At 75.2% G+C, this 20,932-nt stretch carries 17 protein-coding genes; 9 read left to right on the top strand and 8 right to left on the bottom strand.

Going from position 1 to position 20,932, the window contains the following annotated elements:
- Positions 1-13: 13 nt before the first annotated feature.
- The 3 genes from ACSMX9_RS02470 to ACSMX9_RS02480 all read right to left on the bottom strand — a co-directional run bounded on the left by ACSMX9_RS02470 (position 14) and on the right by ACSMX9_RS02480 (position 7,260).
- A complete protein-coding gene (locus ACSMX9_RS02470; protein WP_445399602.1) occupies positions 14-4,678 on the bottom strand; it encodes a hypothetical protein in 4,665 nt (1,554 codons plus the stop codon).
- 82 nt (positions 4,679-4,760) lie between these two features.
- Complete coding sequence (locus tag ACSMX9_RS02475) at positions 4,761-5,654, bottom strand: hypothetical protein (RefSeq protein WP_445399604.1); 894 nt, start codon at positions 5,652-5,654, stop codon at positions 4,761-4,763.
- Positions 5,655-5,727: 73 nt separating this feature from the next.
- Positions 5,728-7,260 carry a hypothetical protein gene (locus tag ACSMX9_RS02480; RefSeq protein WP_445399606.1) on the bottom strand — a complete coding sequence of 511 codons (1,533 nt, stop codon included), beginning with the start codon at positions 7,258-7,260 and terminating at the stop codon, positions 5,728-5,730.
- Between the two features lie 217 nt (positions 7,261-7,477).
- Between ACSMX9_RS02480 and ACSMX9_RS02485 the strand changes: the two genes are divergently transcribed.
- The 3 genes from ACSMX9_RS02485 to ACSMX9_RS02495 are packed head-to-tail and all read left to right on the top strand — an operon-like array spanning position 7,478 to position 9,760.
- The gene (locus ACSMX9_RS02485; RefSeq protein WP_445402868.1) at positions 7,478-8,254 is read left to right on the top strand and encodes a LamB/YcsF family protein; all 777 of its coding nucleotides are present in this window, start codon (positions 7,478-7,480) and stop codon (positions 8,252-8,254) included.
- Positions 8,251-8,877 (top strand): 5-oxoprolinase subunit PxpB, encoded by a 627-nt coding sequence (pxpB, locus tag ACSMX9_RS02490; protein WP_445399608.1) that lies wholly within the window; start codon positions 8,251-8,253, stop codon positions 8,875-8,877. Before ACSMX9_RS02485 ends, pxpB begins: the two co-directional genes overlap by 4 nt.
- Positions 8,870-9,760, top strand: coding sequence for a biotin-dependent carboxyltransferase family protein (locus ACSMX9_RS02495; protein WP_445399610.1), 891 nt, complete (start codon positions 8,870-8,872; stop codon positions 9,758-9,760). The genes pxpB and ACSMX9_RS02495 overlap by 8 nt, the downstream gene beginning before the upstream one ends.
- A gap of 57 nt (positions 9,761-9,817) precedes the next feature.
- Here the strand turns inward: ACSMX9_RS02495 and ACSMX9_RS02500 are convergent, their stop codons facing one another.
- Both ACSMX9_RS02500 and ACSMX9_RS02505 read right to left on the bottom strand, forming a co-directional pair.
- The gene (locus ACSMX9_RS02500; protein WP_445399612.1) at positions 9,818-11,236 is read right to left on the bottom strand and encodes a HEAT repeat domain-containing protein; all 1,419 of its coding nucleotides are present in this window, start codon (positions 11,234-11,236) and stop codon (positions 9,818-9,820) included.
- A gap of 280 nt (positions 11,237-11,516) precedes the next feature.
- Positions 11,517-11,927 (bottom strand): ankyrin repeat domain-containing protein, encoded by a 411-nt coding sequence (locus ACSMX9_RS02505; RefSeq protein WP_366117743.1) that lies wholly within the window; start codon positions 11,925-11,927, stop codon positions 11,517-11,519.
- Positions 11,928-12,229: 302 nt separating this feature from the next.
- On the opposite strand from ACSMX9_RS02505, the gene ACSMX9_RS02510 reads away from it, so the two are divergent.
- Together ACSMX9_RS02510 and ACSMX9_RS02515 are read left to right on the top strand one after the other, a co-directional pair.
- On the top strand, positions 12,230-12,424 hold the full coding sequence (locus ACSMX9_RS02510) for a hypothetical protein (RefSeq protein WP_351248210.1): 195 nt from the start codon (positions 12,230-12,232) through the stop codon (positions 12,422-12,424).
- Positions 12,425-12,468: 44 nt separating this feature from the next.
- Positions 12,469-14,100 carry a hypothetical protein gene (locus ACSMX9_RS02515; protein ID WP_445399614.1) on the top strand — a complete coding sequence of 544 codons (1,632 nt, stop codon included), beginning with the start codon at positions 12,469-12,471 and terminating at the stop codon, positions 14,098-14,100.
- An 8-nt stretch (positions 14,101-14,108) separates the two neighbouring features.
- On the opposite strand, the gene ACSMX9_RS02520 is transcribed toward ACSMX9_RS02515, so the two are convergent.
- The gene (locus tag ACSMX9_RS02520) at positions 14,109-15,614 is read right to left on the bottom strand and encodes an SCO1417 family MocR-like transcription factor (protein ID WP_445399616.1); all 1,506 of its coding nucleotides are present in this window, start codon (positions 15,612-15,614) and stop codon (positions 14,109-14,111) included.
- 79 nt (positions 15,615-15,693) lie between these two features.
- On the opposite strand from ACSMX9_RS02520, the gene yczE reads away from it, so the two are divergent.
- From yczE to ACSMX9_RS02540, 4 genes are all read left to right on the top strand, one after another.
- Complete coding sequence (gene yczE, locus ACSMX9_RS02525) at positions 15,694-16,407, top strand: membrane protein YczE (RefSeq protein ID WP_445399618.1); 714 nt, start codon at positions 15,694-15,696, stop codon at positions 16,405-16,407.
- On the top strand, positions 16,404-17,171 hold the full coding sequence (locus ACSMX9_RS02530; RefSeq protein WP_445399620.1) for a glycerophosphodiester phosphodiesterase: 768 nt from the start codon (positions 16,404-16,406) through the stop codon (positions 17,169-17,171). Before yczE ends, ACSMX9_RS02530 begins: the two co-directional genes overlap by 4 nt.
- A 56-nt stretch (positions 17,172-17,227) precedes the next feature.
- Positions 17,228-18,580: an MFS transporter gene (locus ACSMX9_RS02535; protein ID WP_445399622.1), complete on the top strand. Its 1,353-nt coding sequence runs from the start codon at positions 17,228-17,230 to the stop codon at positions 18,578-18,580.
- A 266-nt stretch (positions 18,581-18,846) separates the two neighbouring features.
- A complete protein-coding gene (locus ACSMX9_RS02540) occupies positions 18,847-19,221 on the top strand; it encodes an RNA polymerase-binding protein RbpA (RefSeq protein WP_099500427.1) in 375 nt (124 codons plus the stop codon).
- A gap of 138 nt (positions 19,222-19,359) precedes the next feature.
- Here the strand turns inward: ACSMX9_RS02540 and fxsA are convergent, their stop codons facing one another.
- Together fxsA and ACSMX9_RS02550 are read right to left on the bottom strand one after the other, a co-directional pair.
- Positions 19,360-19,941, bottom strand: coding sequence for an FxsA family membrane protein (gene fxsA / locus ACSMX9_RS02545; protein ID WP_445399624.1), 582 nt, complete (start codon positions 19,939-19,941; stop codon positions 19,360-19,362).
- 94 nt (positions 19,942-20,035) lie between these two features.
- Complete coding sequence (locus ACSMX9_RS02550) at positions 20,036-20,896, bottom strand: polyprenol monophosphomannose synthase (RefSeq protein WP_351240650.1); 861 nt, start codon at positions 20,894-20,896, stop codon at positions 20,036-20,038.
- Positions 20,897-20,932 lie beyond the last annotated feature (36 nt).

Consider the following 20,932-nt stretch of genomic DNA (forward strand, 5'->3'; position numbering starts at 1 on the left):
CCGCCCGGGCGGCTCAGGCCGTGGGCGCCGGTCGCTTGTACATCCGGGTGGCGGTGATCTCGCCGTGGACCCCCTCGTCGCTCGCGCTGGCCTGCGGCAGCCCGGGCCGCAAGTGCTCCTCCACACTGATGTACTTCAGCCCCGCCCGGAGGTCGGCGTCATTGCGCAGCCGGATGACGAGCGGGAACTCCGCGAGGGCCGTGGTGTCGAAGAGGCCCGTCGTGTAGAGCAGTTGGACCCCGAGCGCATCCGAGACGGCGCGCTGGAGCTCCAACAGGTACGTGGCGTTGGCCCGGCCGATGGGGTTGTCCAGGAAGAGGGTGCCCGCGTGCCGGTGCCGGGCGTGGCCCCGGTCGTTGGAGCGCAGGGCCGCCATGGTGCAGTACAGGGCGATCGCCGCGGTCAGCAACTGCCCCCCGGAGAAGACGTCGCCCATCTGCCCCACCGGTACCCGCTCGGCGCGGAGCACCGCGTCCGGTTTGAGGATCTCCACCGAGACGCCGCGCGGCTGGAGCGCCGCGTGCACCCCGCGCAGCAACAGGGACATGCCGTCCCGCCGAAGGTCGGAGTTCTTGCGGACGGCGGCCCGCGTCGCCTCGTCGATGACCTCGCCGAGCCGTTCCACCAGGGTGGCCTGGTCGGGCTCCTCGAAGCGGATGCGCAAGAACTCCTGCCCCGACCACTCGCCGAGCCCCTCGGGCAGTTGGGAGAGCCGCTGGGCCGAACGCAGGGTGGCCAGCGCCGACTCGACCAGCCCGCGCAGCCGGTCCACGATCGATTCCCGGTTGCGCTCCAGCTGGGCCAGTTCGTCGGTGAGCACCCGCAGCCGGGGGGCGAACGCCTCGGCCCACTTCCGGGCGTGCTCGGGGAGCGCCGACGCGGGCAGTTCGCGGATCTGCTGGCGCGCCGGGGTGCGGACCTGCTCGTAGCGGGTGGAGTTGGCGTGGCGCACCAGCACGTCGCTCGCCTCGCGGACCGCGGTGTCGGCGGCCCCGAGTTCGGCGGCGCACCCGCGCAGGGCGCGCCGGGTCTCGGTGGCGGCGGTACGGGCCTCGGCCAGGGTGCCGGAGTAGGGCTCGGGCTCCTCCTCCGGGGCTTCGGCGGACTCGACGGGGTGGTCGCGCAGTTGGTCGCGCAGCAGGGCCGCGGTCTCCTCGAAGCCCCCCGCCCCGTCCTCCGCCGCCCGGTGCGAACGGACCAGTTCGGCGTGTGCGTCGCGGGCCTGTCGCACCGCCTCGCCGCGGGCCGCCGACTCGGCGGTGGCGGCGCGCAGCAGGGACTGGGCGTGGTCGACGCCGGTGGGCACCTGGTCGTCGGGGAGTTCGGTGTGGGCCCCGCCGTCCTCGGGGGCGAGCCGCTCGGTGTCGCCCCGCAGCCGTCCGAGCTGCTCGCTGGCGACGGAGGCCCGGTTCTCCAGGAGGTGGACCTGTTCCTCGGCGCGGGCGGCGGCGGCCTGTCGGGAGGGGCCGTCGGCGCCCTCGGGGGACTCCAGGAGGTGTCCGGCACGGGTGCGGACCTTGTTGCTGAGCCGGTCGAGTTCGGTGCGGGCGGCGCTCTCGTCGCTCTCGGCCCGGGCCTGCTCGGCGCGCAGGTCGGCGCCGACCCCGACCTTCTCGTACACCTGGGAGGCGGCCCGGTACGCCTCCCGCAGCGCGGGCAGCGACACCGTGGGCGCCGCCGGGTCGAGGGGGTCGCCGGCCGGTGCCGCGAGGTCGTCGGGGGCTCCGGCGATGTCCGCGCGCTCGGCGCGCAGGGCGCGGGCGGTGCGGCGGGCGTCGTCGGCGGCGCGCTGCGCGGCGCGGCGGTCCTCGTCGGCGGCGCGGGCCCGGTCCAGGCAGTGCTGGGCGCGGGCCTCCGCCTCGACGGCCTCGTCGGCGAGTTCCCGCAAGCGGGCCTGCCAGCCCGCGCGTTCCCGCAGGCGGAAGGCGAGGCCGGCGAGGGCGTCGGCGGCGCGGCGGGCGCGTTGGGCGACCTCCTGGCGTTCCTCGCGGACGCGGGTGGCCTCGGCGGCGGTCTCCTCCGTCTCGGCGCGGGCGACCCGGGCCTCGGCGAGTTCGGCTTCGGCCTCCTGCGCGAAGTCCCGGGCGGCGCGGGCGGCCGTCGCGAGTTCGGCGAGGCGGCCGGCGGGGCAGCCGGTGCGCCAGGAGGCGAGGCGGGAGGAGAGCTCCCGGTCCTTGCCGAGCCGGGCGGCGAGGCCGCGGATCTCCTCGTCGCGGGCGGTGGCCCGGGCGCGGAGGGCGTGCCGTTCCTCGTCAGCGGCGTGTTCGTCGTGCATGGCCGGGTTCGGTGGCACCAGGAACACGGCGGTGGCGTCGGCGGCGTCCCCGTCGCCGGTGGGCGGGGTGGGGGCGAGCAGGGCCGCGGCGGTGCCGACGGCGACCGTGGAACGCGGCAGCAGGGCGGCACCGGTCAGCGCCTGACGGGCCCGGGCGTGGGTGTCGGGGTCGGTGATGATGACGCCGTCGACGAGTTCGGGGCGGGCGGCGAGCACCCGGGCGTGGTCGGCGGGGTCGACGGCCTGGGCGAGGTAGCGCCAGCCGGGCAGGGCGGGGATGCCCTGTTCGCCGAGGAACTCGACGGTGGCGAGGACGTCCGGGCCGGGGGGCAGCAGTCCGCCGTCGCCGAGCGCTCCGAGGATGCGCGAGTCGTCGGCGGCTGCCGTGCGCAGGTCGAACAGGTGCCGCTCGGCGGTGGCGACCCCGTCGTCCAGGAGGCGGCGCAGGTCGTCGGCGACGCGGTCGAGTTCCTCCGCGCCCAAGGGGGCCGGCGCCGGGGTGACGGTGCCGCGGCGGGGTTGGGGCACCCCGTGGCCCTCGGCCGCGCGGGCGGGGGCGCCGGGCAGGCTGAGGAGTTCGGCGAGGCGTTCCTCGGCGGCCAGTGCCTCGGCGGCCAGCCGCTCGGCGTCGTAGGCGCGGTGGGCGGCCTGCGCGGCGTCGGCGGCGCGGGCCGCGGTGAGTTCGGCCCGGGACTCGGCGGCGGCGGCCTCCCGGGCCGCTTCGGTGGCTCGGGAGGCCGCCTCCCGGGCGGCGTCCCAGGCGGCGACCGCGGTCTGTTCGGCGTCGTTGGCGGCGAGTGCGGCCCTGGCCGGGTCGGCGTCGGGAGCGGTGTCGTCCAGCCAGCCGGCGCGCACCGCTTCGGCGGTCTCCTGTTCGACCTCGGCCAGCCGCTGACGCAGGTGGCCGCTCTCGCTGCGGGCGCGTTGGGCTTCGGTGGCGGCGGCGGTGGCGTCCCGGTGGGCGGCCTCGCCGGCCTCCTGGAGCGCCGCGGAGCGCTCCTCCCCGTCGTTGGCGAGGCCCTCGGCGTCCCCGGCCGCGGCGTGCAGGGCGCGCACCAGGTCGGTGGCGGCCCGGGTGCGGGCGGCGAGCGCGGGAGCGGCGTCGCGCTCGGCCTCCAGGATGGCGGCGGCGACCCGGGCGGCGCGGTCGGCGGCGGCGCGGTGCCGCAGCACGGCTTCGGCGGCCTGCCAGGCGGCGTACAGGGTACGGGCGTCGACGAGTTCGCGCTTCTGCGCGGCGGCGGCCTTCTCCGCACCGGCCAGGGCGAGGGAGGCGTGTCGGAAGGCGAGTTCGGCGGCGATCAGGTCGGTGCGCTCGCGGGCCCGTTCGGCCTCGGTGACGGCCTGCGCGGCGGCGGTCACCCGGCCGGCGAGGTCGGCGGCGCGGCGGTGTTCGGCGGCGCCGCGGGCACCGAGCCGGCGGGCCAGGACCCGGGTGCGGCGTTCGGCGGCGGTGTGCACCTCGCGGGCGGCGCTGCGGGTCGCGGCCGCATCGACGATCTTGCCGAGCAGGTCGACGGAGCCTGCGGTGAAGTCGCGTTCGGCGATGAGTTCGGCGCGGCGGCCCAGCTTGTTGCCGAAGCCGCTGACGAGGTCGGCGAGCCCGTCGGTGTCGCGGGTGTCGGTGACGGCCCGCAGCAGCAGGTCGGTGAAGTCGGAGTCCTTCTTGACGGCGAAGAGACCGGCGGCCTCGCCCTCGTCGGCGTTCATCTCGCGTTGGTAGCGGAACAGTTCGGGGTCGAGTCCCAGTTCACCGAGGTGGTCCGTCCAGCGTTCGTGGGTCTCCTCCCAGTGCACGTCGAGGTGCGGGTACGCCTTGCCGGCCTCGGTGAGCGCGTCCCGGAAGCCCTTCATGGTGCGGCGGCGGCCCCGGGCGCCGGAGGCGCCCTCGACGGGCGGGCGGACCGCGGTGGACTCGGCGACGGGCAGGTTGTCCAGGCTGAGCCCGGGGCCGGGGCGCAACGAGTACCAGGCTTCGGCGAACTTGCGGGGGTCGTTGGAGACCTGACGTCCGCGCCATTCGCTGACCTTGCCGACGACCACGCACTCGCCGGTGAGGGTGTGCTGCCACTCCAGGGCCACGTGGCCGCAGTCGTCGGCGAGCAGGAACTTGCGCAGCACGCCGGAGCTGGCGCCGCCCAGGGTGTTGCGGTGGCCCGGCAGCATCACCGAGAAGATCAGTTTGAGCAGGACGGACTTGCCGCCGCCGTTCTCCAGGAACAGCACGCCCGCCGGAGCGGGGCGACGCGGCGGGCCGACCGGTTCCGCCTCGAAGAACTCCGCCTGGGCGGGGGCGGGGTCGGGCACGGGGGCGCCGACCCCGCGCAGGTCCAGCACGGTGTCGGCGTAGCGCGCACCGGCCGGCCCGATGGAGTAGAGGCGGACCCGGGACAGCTCGTACATGGCGGCGGACTCTCGTCGAGGACGTGGACGTGGGGGGGGCGGGGGCGGGGCCGGCCGGGCGGGAAGCGCGACCGGCCCGGGGTCAGGAGTGGAAGGGGAGCCCGGCGTCGGCGACGAGCTCCAGGTCGTCGACCTCGTCGGCGGGCAGCAGGGTGGCGGCGCCGTCGGTGACCGGGACCACACCGAGGTCGAGCAGTTCGGCCATCGCGGCGCCGCCGGCCAGTTCCCGGACCTGGAGCTGGTAGCGGGCGGTGGTGCGGTAGGTGCCTCCGGCGTCGTCCCCGGTGCGCTGGAGGAAGCCGGAGTCGGTGAGGAAGGCCACGGCCTTGGCGACGATGCCGGTGGTGGAGCCGGCGAGGCGGCGGGCGTCCTTGGTGGCGCCGGTGGAGCTGCGCCGGGCCCAGATCCGCCAGGCGGCCTCCAGGCCGGGTGCGTCGGTGGCGGGGTCGGTGTTCTCGCCCTGCCGGGCGGCGTTCTCCTCCAGTCGGCGGCACGCCTGCCGGACGAAGGCGTCGACGCCGTTGACGGTGACGCGGCCGACGTAGCCGTCGTCGACGAGGTCCTCGGGTCGGGGGAAGGCGAGCGCGGCGACGGCGAGGTGGGCGAGGCCGTGCAGGAAGCGGTCGGTGGAGTCGGTGGCGGTGCGGCGGGCGTAGTCCCCCATGCGCACCGCGAAGACGGAGTCCTCGGCGGCGGTGACGGCCATGCCGGCGCGGGGGGACACCTCCAGGACGACCAGGCCGAGGCCGGTGGCGACGGCGTCCGCGAGGCGGGCGAAGGCCGGGTCCTCGCGGTAGCGGCGCAGGAGTTCGGTGTACTCCTGGTCCCGGGCCGGCTGGAGCTTGGGCTGGAGTCCGAAGGCGACCAGTCGGGCGGCGTCGGCGGTGTCGGCGGGGGTGACGGCGGGGGGCGCCGCGGGCTGGTGCCGCTCCTCCGCGTCGCTCCACGCGGCGGTGTCTGCGTGGTGGTCGCTCACGGCTGGTTCTCCTCGGTCGGGTGGTGCGCGGTGCGGATGGTGCGGGTGGTGCTGGTCGCGGGTGGCCGGGGGGTCACACCGCCTCCGTCCGGGCGGCGGCCATGCCGGCGGCGTCCAGCAGGGCGGTGCCCACGATGAGGTCGGCGCCGCCGAACCCCGGGTCGTCCAGGGGGGTGCCGTCGTCGACGGCGAACAGCAGCTTCTCCTCGCCCTGGCGGTAGGCGGTGCCCACCGCGGGGCTCGCCGCATGGACGGCGAGCAGGGCCACCAGGTAGGGCAGTTCCTCGTCCCCGTCGGTGCGCCGGGCCTCGGCGAGCAGCCCGGACAGCCGGCGGGGCGCGTCGGGGGACAGGTCCAGCAGCCGCATCGCCCGGGCGAGCTGTTCGTCGCTGAAGCGACTGTCGTCCGGGGTGGCGATCAGGTCGGGCTCGGGCATCTCCGCACCGAGGTGCTCGCGTTCCAGGGGCGGGGTGAGCAGGAGGTCCACGAGGTCGGCCAGTCGGACCGACACCGGGGTGCGCAGTCCGGTGCCGCGGGTGAAGTAGGCGTCGGTGACCCGCTTCGCCTGCTCGACGGGGAGCGGCAGCAGCGGCGCGACCAGGTGCCCGTACAGGTCCAGGCCGGCGCTGGCGGCGGGGGTGGCGAACGCCTGCCGGTCCTGTTCGGCGCGGAACAGGGGGCCGGCTTCCAGCAGCCGGGACTGGAGCTGGGTGTGCCGGCGGATGCAGTCCTTGACGATGTCGACGAGTTCGGCGGCGCGCCGTTTCTGCTCGGGGTCCTCGGACTCGTCGCGGGCCTTGCGGATGTTGGTGAGGATGGCGTTCTCGTGGCGGTAGCGGTCGGCCACGTGGTCGAGCGCCTCGTCGATCATGTCGGGGATGCCGTGCAGCCAGTCGACCGCGCGGACGTTGCGCCGGGTGGCGTCCAGGGCGCGGCGCAGGGTCTCGGAGTACTGCACGGTGCGGTAGCGGGCCTGTTCGGCGGCGAGTTGGGCGTCCGCGAGGCGGCCCCGGCTGATCAGGACCTCCAGCTTCACCTCGGCCGCGATCTGGGCACTGGTGACATCGGTGTCGAGCGCCCCGACCAGGACGTTGACCGCCTCGTCGGTGGTCCGCAGGTAGACCCCGCCGCCGTAGCCGGAGACCTCTTCGACGAGTTTGAAGTCGTAGTCGCGCCGGACGTAGGTGCCGTCGGTGGCGAAGGTGCCGTAGACGGCGCGGAAGCCGCGGTCGACGCTGCCGACGTTGATCAGGTTCTCCAGCACCCAGCGGGCGACCCGCTCGTGCTCCCGGGCGGGTCGCTCGGGAGCCTGGGCCGCGATGCGCGGGACCAGCCGGGCCACGATCTGCTCGTGGTCGGCGCCGGTGTCGAAGTCCATGTTGAGGGTGATCAGGTCGATGGCGGAGAGCGCCACCTCCGCCATGCCGTAGACGGAGTACTCGCCCGCGAGGTTCGCCTTGCGGGCGTCGAGGTCGTGCAGCGGGGCGGTGCAGGCCAGCGCGCGCAGCCGCCGTGCCAGGCCCTCGTCGGCGGCCGGGCCGGGGGCAGGCCGCGGCCCCGCGCTGAGCTGGGGCGGAGCGGGTTCCGTCGAGGCAGGCGAAGTCACGGGGCACAGCCTAGGTCCTCGCTCCGACATCGACCGAAACGGCGCAGATGCACAGCCCGCCGGCAGGCCCCAACCGTGGCGGGGCGCGCCGGCGGCGCGCCCGGGCGGCGCCGGCGCGGGCCCGGGGGCACGGCGGCTCCCCGCCGGCGTTGAGCGGGTCTTCGGGGATCCTCTACCGTTCCGGGGAACGGCCGTGCCGAACGAGGGGGGCACCACGATGAACACGGACGGCGGCACCGTCACCGTCGACCTCAACGCCGACCTGGGCGAGGGCTTCGGCCGCTGGGAGCTCACCGACGACGAGGCGTTGCTGTCGGTGGTCACCAGCGCCAACGTGGCCTGCGGGTTCCACGCGGGCGACGCACGGACCATGCGGCGGGTGTGCGCCTCGGCGGCCGAACGCGGGGTGCGGATCGGGGCGCAGGTGTCCTACCGGGACCTGGCGGGGTTCGGGCGCCGGGCGATGGACGTCCCGGCGGCCGAACTGGCCGCCGAAGTGGCGTACCAGATAGGGGCGCTGGAGGTGTTCGCACGGGCGGCGGGTTCCCGGGTCGCCTATGTGAAGCCGCACGGCGCGCTCTACAACCGGGTCGTCCACGACGAGGCGCAGGCCGCCGCGGTGGTCGAGGGGGTGCTGCTCGCCGGGAACGCGCTGCCCGTGCTGGGGCTGCCCGGCTCGCACCTGCTCCGGGTCGCGGGGGCAGCCGGGTTGCCGGTGGTCGCCGAGGCGTTCGGGGACCGGGCCTACACCGAGGGGGGCACCCTGGTGCCCCGCGGCACGTCCGGGGCGGTGGTCACCGACCCGGACGCGGTGGTGGCCCGGTCGGTGGAGCTGGTGCGCACCGGCTCCGTCACCAGTCGCGGGGGCGAGCGGATCGCCGTGCCGGCGCGGTCGCTGTGCCTGCACGGGGACACGCCCGGCGCGGTGGAGCTGGCCCGGCGGGTGCGGGCCGAGCTGGAACGGGCGGGGGTGCGGGTGGAGGCGTTCGCATGAGGCCGCTGGAGGTCGGGGAGCACGCCCTGTTGGTCGAGGTGGACAGCGCCCGGGCGGCCCGTGCGCTCCACGCCGAGCTGGTGCGCCGTCGCGACGCAGGCGTGCTGCGCGCCGTGGAGATCGTGCCGGCGGCCCGCACGGTGCTCCTGGACGGGGTGGACGACCCCGGCGCCCTCGCCGCTCGGATGGCTTCCTGGAAGGTGCCGGACGCCGGGGCGGCCTCGGGGGGCGTGGTCGAGATACCAGTGCGCTACGACGGCCCCGACCTGGCGGAGGTCGCCGCCCGCTGGGGGGTGAGCGCCGGGGAGGTCGCGTCGATCCACTCCGGCGCCTCGTTCCGGGTCGCCTTCTGCGGCTTCGCCCCCGGCTTCGGATACCTGACGGGGCTGCCGGACCGTTACGCCGTGCCGCGCCGGGCCACCCCGCGCACCTCGGTGCCCAGTGGTTCGGTGGGGCTCGCCGGGCCGTACACCGGGGTCTACCCCCGGGCCTCCCCCGGCGGCTGGCAGCTCATCGGGACCACCGACGCGGCGCTCTGGGACCCGGCGCGGGTGCCGGCGGCGCTGCTCGTGCCGGGGTCCGCGGTGCGCTTCGTCGCCCGGGACGGGGACGCCGGTGGGTGAGCGGACGGTGGAGGTGGTGCGCGCCGGCGCGTTGACGACGGTGCAGGACCGGGGACGACCGGGGCACGCGCACCTGGGGGTGCCGAGGTCCGGGGCCCTGGACGCACCGGCCGCCGCGCTCGCCAACCGGCTGGTCGGCAATCCGGTCGGGGCCGCGGTGTTGGAGACCACGCTGAGCGGCTGCGCGGTGCGGCCCCGGTGCGCGGTGTGGGTAGCGGTGACCGGGGCGCCGTGCCGGGTCACGGTGGACGGCCGCCCGGTCGGCCCGGGCACGGCGGTGCGGGTGCCCGCCGGAGCGGTGCTGGACCTCGGCCGGGCGGTGGCGGGGGTCCGCAGCTATCTGGCGCTGTCGGGGGGCGTGGCCGTGGAGCCGGTCCTGGGCAGCAGGTCCACGGACCTGCTGTCGGGGCTGGGTCCCGCCCCGCTGGTCGACGGCGCGGTGTTCCCCCTGGGGGCGCCGGGCCCGCCCCGCGGGTGGGTGGACGTGGCTCCGCAGCCGGGCCCGCCCGGGGTCCTGGTGCTCGGGGTGCGGTTCGGGCCCCGCGCCGACTGGTTCACCGCGGGCGCGCTGCGCGCCCTCACCACCGGCGCCTACCGGGTGTCCGCGGCGAGCAACCGGGTCGGGCTGCGCACCGAGGGGCCGGCCCTGGACCGGGCGGTCGGCGCGGAACTCCCCAGTGAGGGCGTGGTGCTGGGGGCGGTGCAGGTGCCCGCGGACGGGCGTCCCGTGGTGTTCCTCGCGGACCATCCGACGACCGGCGGGTATCCGGTGGTGGCGGTGGTCCGGGAGGCGGACCTGGCGGCTGCGGCGCAGGCCGCGCCCGGGACCCCGGTGCGGTTCGTGGTGGCCTCGGCCCGGGGCGGGCGCCCGGGGCGTCGGTGAGTCGGGCCCGGTCGACGTCGGAACGTCGACCGGGCCCGACTCACGGGACGCTCGGGGTCAGACGGCCGGGGCGTCCGGGCCGATGCGGCTGCGGACGGCCGTCTGGACCTCGTCCTCCTCCGCGGGGTCGGCGGCGAGCCTGCGCAGCCGCTCCACCACCCGGGCGTCACCGGTCTCGGCGTGCCGTGCGGCGATCTCGCGGGTGGTCTCCTCGCAGTCCCACAGGCATTCGACGGCGAATCCGGCGGGGAACGACCCGTCGGTCGCGGCGAGGGCCCGGGCGGCACGCCCCCGCAGGTGGGAGGAGGCTGTCTCGCGGTAGACGTGGCGCAGCACGGGGGCCGCGCACCCGATGCCGAGGCGGCCGGCTCCGTCGACCAGGGTCCACAGCGTCGCCGCGTCGGGCCCTTCGGAGCGGACCGCCTCGCGGAGCGCGCCGAGGACCAGGGCGGCGTCGTGGGCACCGCCCCGGCAGGCCAGGACCCGGCCGGCGGCGGCGCCGAGGGCGTCGGGGCGCTGGACCCAGGCCCGTGCCCGGTCGACGGCGGCCACGCTGCGCATGCGTTCGAAGGATTCGACGGCGGCTTCCACGACGGTCGCCGAGGGGGAGGCGACCGCCGCTTCGACCAGGTCGAGGGCGAGGGGGTCATGGGTGTCGGCGAGGTAGCGCAGGGCGGCGGAGCGAGCGCCGTCCGAGCCACCGAGGGCGGCTTCCACGATGTCGGGCCGGTCCTCGGGGCCGGCCACCGCGGTGAGGCAGCGGGCGGCGGGCGCGTGCAGCGGGGTGCCGCGTTCGGCGCCCCGGTCGGCCCAGGCCAGGACGGCGCGCACGCTCCAGTCCGGGCGCGGCCCGGTGGAGTCGAGCTGGCGCTGCCATCGGTCGAAGGAGCCCTGTTCCCGGGCGGCCCGCACCCGTGTAGCCACGGCTTCGCGGGGGTCGTCGGCCCACAGGCGCCAGGGTCGTGGTTCGTAGGCGTCGCGGACCGCGGCGGCGAGGGCGGCATCGCCCTCGGCGTCCCGGGCGAACCGGGCGAGGACGGGGACGGCGAGGGCCCGCAGCCCCGCGTCGTCGTCGCGCAGCGCGAGTTCGTCGAGGGCCCAGGCCCAGTTGGCGCCGTGCACGGCGTACCGGCGCAGCAGTTCCAGGGCGTCGCGGCGGCCGTAGGCGGCGAGGTGTCCCAGCACGGCGAGGGCGAGCCCGGTGCGGTTCTCTCCCGGGTCGAGGACGTCCTCGGGGTGGAAGAGGTGCGCTTCGACGGCCGTCAGCTCGCCGTCCAGGTCGAGGTAGAGCCGGGCGTAGTAAAGGGAGCGGTTCTCGACCTGCCAGTCGTGGCGGGGGTCTCGGAGAACGCACTGGTTCAGGGCGGCGAGCGCATCCGCCCGCGGAGCGGTGAGCGCGTGCAGCGTGCCGTCGCCGCGGCCTCTCTGGAGGAGACCTAGCAGCGTGCCGCTGGGCGCTATGCCCGAATCGAACATGGGAAACAGCCTCACATCAAGCGTCGACGCGACCGGGAACTCGCACTACCAGCAGGTCACGCGACAACACGTCGGGGCGCCCGTCGTCTCTTGCTTGCTGTAGACCATCTTCCTCTGCCTCTCGTCGGTGGCCCGGGCCGGGCCGTTCACGGCCCGCGCGGTGCGGCAACACCTGCCCATCCGTCGCGTCCGTGAATCACGTGGTCATGATGACCCAGGCGTTCACAATGCCGCGACCGATTTCCCGGACCGGCGTTCCGCCTGGTCAGGGGCGGTTGCTCTAGGCGGCGCCGAAGAGGTCCAGCAGGTGGGCCTTGCCGAACAGCCGGGCCGTGTCCACGGCGGACGGGGTTCCGGCGGTGGGGTCGGCGCCGCCCTCCAGCAGCACCCGGACCACCTCGTCCTCCCCCTTGAAGACCGCACCGGCGATCGGGGTCTGGCCCCGGTCGTTCACCCGGTTCGGGTCGGCGCCGCGCGCCAGCAGCGTCCGCACCGCACCGGCGTGGCCGTGGTAGGCGGCCAGCATCACGAGGGTGTGGCCCTGTTCGTTGGTGAGGTTCACCGGAACGCCTGCGTCCACGTAGGCGGCGAGGCCGTCGGCGTCGCCGGCACGGGCCAGTCCGTAGAGCTTGGTCGCCAGTTCCACGACATCGGCGTCGGGGGCGCTGCCGGGGTCGGGCGCTTCACTCATCGAACGGTGCCTTCCTCTGGTTCTCCGCGGTCTCCCCGGCCGGCGACGACGGGGGGCGCGACCGCCGTACGGGTGAACGGACAGGGTACTTGCCCGTGGGGCTGCGGGCCGGGCGGCGCCGGGCGCGGCGGGTTCGGTGCCACCGCACCGGGCGCGTCCCCTCGGCCGGCCGGGTGAACACCCCTGACCCACCCGAGGGAATCGGCGACGTTTTCACCCATGTGCACCTTTTATCGTACGGATACCGGCTGTGAGCCTGGAACAGCTCATGGTGACTGTCCCCCACCGACCAGGAGAACCCCATGATCCTCTCCATCTCAGGTGTCGTACTGCTCGGCATCATCGTGTTCCTGTTCTTCCGCAAGGACGGCCTCAAGGGCTCGCACGCCCTGGTCTGCTCGCTCTTCGGCTTCTACCTGGCGAGCACCGCGATCGCCCCCAGCATCAAGGCCGGCGGGGCGAGCCTCGCCAGCCTGCTGGGCGGCATCAAGTTCTGACCGTCCGCCCCGCCCCCCACCGCCCGCACCTCCAGGAGTTCGACGTGGCCCGCCCCCTCCCCCGCTTCCTGCGCACCGGCAGCGCACCGATCGCCCGGAGCCGGGAGGCGGCCCGATCGGCGGCCGACAGCGCCGCCGACGTCCTCCATCCGTTGATCACCGTCGCCCGCGGGCTGCGCCGCCTCGTCGGGGCGGGGCGGCGCAGATGGGCGGACACCCCCCGGGACGGGCGCGGGGGGTTGCTCTTCCTGGCCGCCTCCGTGGTCCTGGTGGTGGCACTGGTGCCGTACGGACCGCCGCTCGCCGTCGTCGTCCTGATGGCCGCCGCGGCCTGGCACGGCCGGGACCGCGCTTCCGGGGCCCCCGCCGGGCCCGACCCGGCCCGGGCCCGGCGGCTGGCCTCGCTGTACGAGGCGCTGGTCCCCTACTTCGCCGTTCCCGGGGAGCCCGGGGAGGGCACGGCGGAACCCCGGTACGCCCACGGCGGCGGTTGGGAGCGGGCGTTCGGCGCGTTCGCCTTCGACGACGACGGCCGGCTCACCCGCCTGCTGGTGCGCTACCCGGCGTCCTTCACCGACGGGGAGGCCGCCTCCCGCGCCCGGGTGGAGCACGTGCTGCGCACCAAGTCCGGGCGCGGTCGCGAGTACCGCTTCGACTGGGACGAGGAGGGCAACGAGCTCACCGTGACCGCCCTGGACCCGCTGGCCACCGACATCACGGCGCAGCGGTTCGTCACGGCGCCGGGCGAGCTGGTGCTCGGCTTCACCGATCCGGGCTCGGTGCCCCGCACCGTCCCGGTCCGCACCGACGCGGGCGTGCGGGACGAACCCCCGGTGGTGTGGCGCACCGGTCCCCGGTCCACCGCGCCGCACCTGCTCGCGGTGGGCGGTCCGGGCAGCGGGACGACCGGCCTGCTGCGCTCCCTGGCGCTCCAGGCGCTCCGGGATGGGGACGTGCTGCTGGTGGAGGGCACCGGCTCGGGCGAGTTCGCCGCCCTGGCCGGGCGGCCCGGCGTGCTCGACGTGGAGTACGGGCTCGGCGGGGCGCTCGCCGGGCTGGAGCGGGCCGCCCGGGAGACGGAGCGCCGACTGGTCGCCGCCCAGGAGGCCCGACGGGCCGGCGTCCCCCTGCCCAAGGACGTCCGGCGCCCGCTGTACGTGTTCGTGGACCGCCCTTCCGTCCTCGCCCACCTCGCGGACCGGGAGGGGTCGACCGACCCGCGGAGCCTGCTCCAGGTGCCGTTGCGGCACGGCCGGGCGGCGGGCGTCACGGTCGTCGTCGCCGAGCAGGACGATGCGCTCGACGTCCTGCCCGACGTGCTCCTCCAGTACGCCCGTGCCCGCGTGGCCCTGGGCCCGGTGGGCGAGGACACCGTCCGGGTCCTCGGCGCGGCACCGCGCACCACCCCCGTCACGACGGTGCCCCCGGGCCGCGGGTACGCCCGGCTGGGCGACGGGCCGGTCCTGCGGCTCCAGGTCCCGGCGACGCCCGACCCCTACGACGACACGGCGCCCGAGGAGGGGCGGGCGGCGGTGCTGGCCCTGTTGGCCGACCGGGAGGCCGACCGGGCCGCCGCCCTGGGCGCGGAGTCGGGTCCGGACACCGAGTCCCTGAAGGTGCGGCAGGTGCGGGACGCCTCGCCCGCCCTGCCCGGGACGGTGGCCGTGGAGGGCTGACCCCCCCTTCAGGCCACGAAGGTGCGGGTGGGTTCGGCGCCGTTCGCCCCGCCCGCTCCGCCCCGGACCAGTCGGGCCGCCGCGGCGAGCCGCGCCGCCGCCTCGTCCGCGACCGCCCCGCCGACCGTGAACGGCAGCCGGACGTACCCCTCGAAGGCCCCGTCCACCCCGAACCGGGGTCCGGACGGCACCCGGATGCCCACCCGCTCCCCCACCTCGGCGAGCCGGGAACCGGACAGGCCACCGGTGCGCACCCACAGGGTGAGTCCGCCGCCGGGCACCCCGAACTCCCAATCGGGCAGTTCCCGCCGCACCGCGGCGACCAGGGCGTCCCGGTTCTCGCGGGCCTGGGTCCGGCGCAGCGCCACGGCCTGCTCCCAGCCGTCGCCCCGCAGCAACCAGTTGACCGCCAGTTGTTCCAGCACCGGGGTGCCGAGGTCGGCGAAGGCGCGGGCGGCGACCAGGCTGCGGATCACGTCGGGGGCCGCCCGCACCCAGCCGATGCGCATGCCCGCCCAGAACGCCTTGCTCGCCGAGCCCACGGTGATCACCGTGGATCCGGCCGGGTCGAATCCGCAGACCGGGCGGGGCATGGTCAGGTCCGGTTCCAGGTGGACCTCGCTCATCGTCTCGTCGACGATGAGCACCGTGCCGGCGGCGCGGGCGGCCTCCACCAGGGCACGTCGCTGGTCCTCCGGGACGAGGGCGCCGGTCGGGTTGTGGAAGTCCGCGACGACGTAGGCGAGCCGGGGGGCCGCGTCCCGCAGCACCTGGCGCCACCGGTCGAGGTCCCAGCCGCCGAGCCCTTCGGCCATGGCCACCGGGACCAGTCGGGCGCCCGCCTCCCGCATCAGCTGGAGGATGTTGGCGTAACTGGGGGACTCGACGGCGATGCGCTCGCCCCGGCCGGCGAAGAGGTGGCAGATCGCGTCCGTGGCGCCCATCGCCCCGGTGGTGACCATGATCTGTTCGGGCATGGTGGGGATGCCGCGCTCGGTGTAGCGGGCGGCGATCCGCTCGCGCAGCGCCGGCAGCCCGGCCGGGTAGTCGCCGTGGGTGTGGGCGTAGGGGGGCAGTTCCTCCAGGGCGCCGTGCACCGCGCGGGTGAGCCAGGGCTCGGGGGCGGGCAGCGCCGCGCAACCGAGGTCGATCATCGACCCCAGGGACTCCGGGGGCAGGGGTTCGAGGCCGCGCGCGGGGAAGGGGTTGCCGGCCGGCACCGCGGTCCAGCTGCCGGCGCCCCGGCGGGACTCCAGGAACCCTTCGGTGCGCAACTCCTCGTAGGCGGCGGCCACCGTGGTGCGGCTCACCGACAGGGCGAGGGCGAGTTCGCGTTCGGCCGGCAGCCGGGCGCCCACCGGCACCCGCCCCTCCAGCACCAGCAGTCGCACCCCGTCCGCGAGGGCCCGGTACGCCGGCGGTCTGCGGCTGCCGGGACCGGCCGGACGGTCCTGCTGGGAGCCGAGGAGACGGGCGAGCTGCGCCGAGCCCACGGTGGAGGTCCACTGAGCCATTCTCTTCAGTCCACCTTCCTTGAATTGGCCATGGAACCGCTGGTTCCCCACGCCACAGAGTGGCACGCGCCAGGCCACTATGACCACCGAGGGGCGCACCGTGTCGACTTCCACCCCACCGCACCGACCCTCCGCACCGACCGGACCGCCCGCCCGGCTCCCCCGACGGCTGCTCCAGTTGTACGGCGGACTCGCGCTCTACGGAGTGAGCTGCGCCCTGCTCGTCGTGGCGGGACTCGGCCTCGAACCCTGGGGGGTCCTGCACCAGGGGCTGGCCGACCTGACGGGGCTGCCCATCGGAGCGGTCACCATCGCGGTCGGCGCGCTGGTGCTGCTGCTGTGGGTCCCGCTGCGCCAACGGCCGGGGCTCGGCACCGTGTCCAACGTCGTCGTCATCGGCCTCGCCATGGACGCGACCCTGTTGCTGCTCCCGGACGTCGAGGCGCTCGGTGTGCGGATACCGCTGCTGGTGGTGGCGGTCGCGCTGAACGGCGTCGCCACCGGACTCTACCTGGCCGCGCGTTTCGGCCCGGGCCCGCGGGACGGCCTGATGACGGGACTGCACCGGCGGACCGGACGGTCGATCCGGCTGGTGCGCACCGCACTGGAGGTCACCGTGGTGGCCAGCGGCTTCCTCCTCGGCGGCACGGTCGGGGCGGGCACGGTGCTCTACGCCCTGGCCATCGGGCCGCTCGCCCAGTTCTTCCTGCGGGTGTTCGCGGTGGAGCCCGCACCCCCGCCCCGAGCACCCGTGCACGACGGGGCGGACGGGCGCGCGATACTGCCACGGTGACACCGCCGCCGCGCCACCCCTACCTGGACCACCCCGCACCGATCGCGTTCGCCCACCGCGGGGGCGACGCCTCCGGTCTGGAGAACACGACGGCCGCCTTCCGGAGGGCCGTGGAGGCGGGGTACCGGTACCTGGAGACCGACGTCCACACCACCGCGGACGGCCGTCTGGTCGCCTTCCACGACCCCACCCTCGACCGGGTCACCGACGGGGCCGGGCGCATCGCCGAACTGCCCTGGTCGACGGTGCTCCGGGCCCGGGTCGGCGGCACCGAGCCGGTTCCGCTCCTGGAGGAGTTGCTGGAGGAGTTCCCCGGCGCCCGCTGGAACGTGGACGCCAAGACGGACGCCGCCCTCGGACCGCTGCTGGACCTGGTCCGACGCACCGGGGCCTGGGACCGGGTCTGCGTGGGCTCCTTCTCCGAACCCCGGGTGGCCCGGGCCCAGCGGCTCGGAGGCCCCCGGCTCGCCACCTCCCTGGGGATGCGGGGCGTCCTCGGGCTGCGGCTCGGCTCGTACGGGCTGCCGGCCGCCGTGCGCCGCTCGGCCGTGTGCGTCCAGGTCCCCCAGCGCCACTTCGGGGTGCCCGTGGTGGACCGGCGCTTCGTGCGGGCGGCCCACTCCCGGGGGCTTGCCGTGCACGTGTGGACCGTCAACGATGCGGAACGGATGCACGCGCTGCTGGACCTCGGCGTGGATGGCATCATGACCGATCGCGTCGACACGCTGCGCTCGGTCATGGTCGAGCGGGGCACATGGGCGTGAGCGCACCCCGGGAGGGCCTTCCGCACCGGGGAACGACGGGCTGACGAGGGGGGCCGGTGGGGGCCGAGGCCGTACGGGCGGAGACCGACGACGCCGCCGGGCGACGACGCGAACGACGCGGGTGGTACTTCTACGACTGGGCCTGTTCGGTCTACTCGACGACGGTCCTCACCGTCTTCCTGGGGCCCTACCTCACGGACGTGGCCGAGACCGCCGCGGACGCGCAGGGCTATGTGCACCCGCTGGGCATCCCGGTGCGCGCGGGGTCCTACTTCGCCTACTCCGTCTCCCTGTCCGTGATCGTCGCGATCCTGTTCATGCCGTTGGCCGCCGCCACCGCCGACCGCACCGGCCGCCGCAAGCCGCTGCTCGCGCTGGCCGCCTACCTCGGGGCGGCGGCCACCACCGGGATGTTCTTCCTGTCGGGCGACCGCTACCTGCTCGGCGGCCTCCTCCTGATCGTCGCCAACGCCTCGCTCGCGGTGTCGACGGTGCTGTACAACGCCTTCCTGCCGTCGATCGCCCGGCCCGAGGAACGGGACGCGGTCTCCTCGCGCGGTTGGGCCTTCGGCTACACCTCGGGCGCGCTGGTGCTGCTGGCCAACCTGGCGCTGTACCTGCGCCACGAGGACCTGGGCGTGTCGGAGGGCACCGCGGTCCGGATCTGCCTGGCTTCGGCGGGGCTGTGGTGGGGGGCGTTCACGGTGATCCCGCTGCGCCGCCTGCGTGATCGGCGCGCTCCGGCCGCGGAGGCGGGCACCGCGGTCGGCGGCGGCTGGCGGCAACTCGTCGCGACGGTCCGGGACATGCGGCGCCGACCGCTCACCCTCGCGTTCCTGCTCGCGTACCTCGTCTACAACGACGGGGTGCAGACCGTGATCTCCCAGGCCTCGGTGTACGGCTCCGAGGAGTTGGGGCTCGACCAGTCGACGCTGATCGTGGCGGTGCTGTTGGTGCAGGTCCTCGCCGTGGCGGGGGCGCTGGGCATGGGGCGGCTGGCGCGCAGCCACGGGGCGAAGCGCACGATCCTCGCCTCCCTGGTGGTGTGGACGCTGATCCTGGGCGCCGGCTACTTCCTGCCCGCCGGGGCGCCCGTCTTCTTCTTCCTGCTGGCCGCGGGCATCGGCCTGGTGTTGGGCGGTACGCAGGCCCTGTCCCGTTCGCTGTTCTCGCACCTGGTGCCGCCGGGCAAGGAGGCCGAGTACTTCTCCGCGTACGAGTTGAGCGATCGCGGGATGTCCTGGCTGGGGCCGCTGATCTTCGGCCTGACCTACCAGCTCACCGGGAGCTACCGGGATGCGATCCTGTCCCTGGTGGCGTTCTTCGCGATCGGCTTCGTGCTGCTGGCACGGGTGCCGGTCCGCCGGGCGGTGCTCGACGCGGGCAATCCCGTGCCGGAACGGATTTAGCGCGCGAGCGCAAAGGGCGGTAGTGTACGCCTTTGGCCTGCCAGGCGTACCGTTACTGCGCGCCAAACCAGCCGAAACGTTGGGTGACATCTCCTAGTAGATGTGACAAACCGGGCGCCGGTGGGTACTGCATTGGTCAACAAGGCTGCGGCTACGACGGCGACGCAGGGCCCGGAACGGGAATCTTTACCGCCGACCGGACGTTGACCGGATGACGACGACAGCGACACCTGTCCTGTGGGCGACAAGCCCGGGAGGCACGATTCATGAGTGAGCGAGCTCTTCGCGGCACGCGCCTCGTGGTGACCAGCTACGAGACGGACCGCGGCATCGACCTGGCCCCGCGCCAGGCCGTGGAGTACGCATGTGAGAAGGGGCACCGCTTCGAGATGCCCTTCTCCGTTGAGGCGGAGATCCCGCCGGAGTGGGAGTGCAAGGTCTGCGGGGCCCAGGCACTCCTGGTGGACGGTGAAGGTCCGGAGGAGAAGAAGGCGAAGCCCGCGCGCACGCACTGGGACATGCTGATGGAGCGGCGCACTCGCGAGGAACTCGAAGAGGTCCTCGAAGAGCGGCTCGCCGTACTCCGCAGCGGCGCGATGAACATCGCCGTTCATCCGCGGGACAGCCGCAAGTCCGCCTGACCCCGTCCCGGGCCGGGCGACACAGATCGAAACGCCGTGGGCGGGTGCCACATCGAGTGGCACCCGCCCACGGCGTTTGTTCTCGCACCCCGTGTGGTGGCCCCGGCGCCAAGGCGTCGGGGCCACCACACGCCCGGTTCAGGGGGTCAGCGGCGGCCGGGGGCCCTGCGGGTCCCCCGTCGGACCGTCCTGCTCCCGGACGACCTCGCCCGGGACGACCTTGCCGTCCGGGTAGCGCATGCGGGCCTGCTGGAAGGCGCCTCCCAGCGAGCCGGGGGCGGCGGCGGACATCCGGCGCTCCAGGGTGCGCTCCGTCCACCGCCCGACCCCCTTGCGGATCGGCGGCAGCAGGAGCAGCAGCCCGGCCGCGTCCGAGATCAGCCCCGGAACGATCAACAGCAGCCCCGCGAGCATCACCAGCCCGCTGCCCTCCCCGGGCCGGGGGGCGGAGAGGGGGGCCGCGCCGCTCTGGGCCTGCTGGACCGCCTCGCTGAGGTGCTTGAACGCACGGCGCCCGGCGGCCTTGATCACCACGCTGCCGAGCACGACCCCGGCGACCAGCAACAGGAAGACGGCGAACCCCCCGGCCGCTCCGGCGACCAGGGTCAGCAGCCAGACCTCCAGCACGAACCAGGCGGCGAGGGCGAGCGGGAAGAGCCTCCGGAGGGTGCCCGGACGGCTACGGGTGGAAGGCGGCGGGGGCGGTGCACCGGTCGTCATGCCTCCAGTGTGCCTGGCCCGGCATCGGTCCGGCATAAAGCGGGAGGGTCAACGATCCTGAGCGTCCCCCGCTCAGGTGCCCGGGCGGGTCGGCTCAGGCCCCTCCGGCGCGGCGACCGGCGGTCCCGCTGGGCTCTCCCTGCCGGGGCTCGCGGGCTGGAGTGCTCGCCGGCCCGTGGGACCTCAGCTTGCTGAAACGTTCCGTGACGCCCCAGGCCGTGACCCTCCACAGGGCTTCGACCAGGATGTCCTTGCTCATCTTGGAGTCGCCGTGCACCCGCTCGACGAAGGTGATCGGCACCTCGACCACGTGGAAGCCCGCCCTGATCGCACGCCGCGCCAGATCGACCTGGAAGCAGTAGCCCTGCGAGGCCACCTCGGTCAGGCCGAGTCCTTCGAGGGTCTCCCGCCGGAAGGCCCGGTAGCCGCCGGTGACGTCCCGCAGCGGGACGTCGAGGAGCAACCGCGAGTAGGTGCTGCCGCCGCGGGAGATGAACTCCCGGGACTTGGGCCAGTTGACCACCCGGCCGCCCGGCACCCAACGGGAGCCCAGGACCAGGTCCGCCCCCTTCAGGGCGGTCAGCAGCCGGGGCAGCTCCTCGGGCTGGTGGGAGCCGTCCGCGTCCATCTCGACGAGGACGCCGTAGCCCTTCTCCAGGCCCCACCGGAAACCGGCGAGGTACGCCGCGCCGAGCCCCTCCTTGCCCTTGCGGTGCAGCACGTGGACCTGCTCGTCGTCGGCTGCGAGCCGGTCGGCCAGCTCCCCGGTGCCGTCGGGGCTGTTGTCGTCGGCGACGAGGACGTGCGCATCGGGGACCGCGGACCGCACCCGGCCGACGATCGACGCGATGTTCTCGGCCTCGTTGTAGGTCGGAATGATGACCAGGGCCGTGCCCAGTGGGCCGAACCGCCGTTCCTCGGCACCGGCCGAGGACATCGCGTCGCCGTCGTTCACAAGAGCCCCTTCGTGCAAGTCGTCGCAGGTGTCCAC

Source organism: Streptomyces sp. LE64, from assembly GCF_052606915.1.

Coding starts and splice junctions, on each gene's coding strand:
- yczE (WP_445399618.1), top strand. CDS start 15,694: ATGACCACCGAGGGGCGCACCGTGTCGACTTCCACCCCACCGCACCGA.
- ACSMX9_RS02470 (WP_445399602.1), bottom strand. CDS start 4,678: ATGTACGAGCTGTCCCGGGTCCGCCTCTACTCCATCGGGCCGGCCGGT.
- ACSMX9_RS02500 (WP_445399612.1), bottom strand. CDS start 11,236: ATGTTCGATTCGGGCATAGCGCCCAGCGGCACGCTGCTAGGTCTCCTC.
- ACSMX9_RS02485 (WP_445402868.1), top strand. CDS start 7,478: ATGAACACGGACGGCGGCACCGTCACCGTCGACCTCAACGCCGACCTG.
- ACSMX9_RS02540 (WP_099500427.1), top strand. CDS start 18,847: ATGAGTGAGCGAGCTCTTCGCGGCACGCGCCTCGTGGTGACCAGCTAC.
- pxpB (WP_445399608.1), top strand. CDS start 8,251: ATGAGGCCGCTGGAGGTCGGGGAGCACGCCCTGTTGGTCGAGGTGGAC.
- ACSMX9_RS02510 (WP_351248210.1), top strand. CDS start 12,230: ATGATCCTCTCCATCTCAGGTGTCGTACTGCTCGGCATCATCGTGTTC.
- fxsA (WP_445399624.1), bottom strand. CDS start 19,941: ATGACGACCGGTGCACCGCCCCCGCCGCCTTCCACCCGTAGCCGTCCG.
- ACSMX9_RS02520 (WP_445399616.1), bottom strand. CDS start 15,614: ATGGCTCAGTGGACCTCCACCGTGGGCTCGGCGCAGCTCGCCCGTCTC.
- ACSMX9_RS02505 (WP_366117743.1), bottom strand. CDS start 11,927: ATGAGTGAAGCGCCCGACCCCGGCAGCGCCCCCGACGCCGATGTCGTG.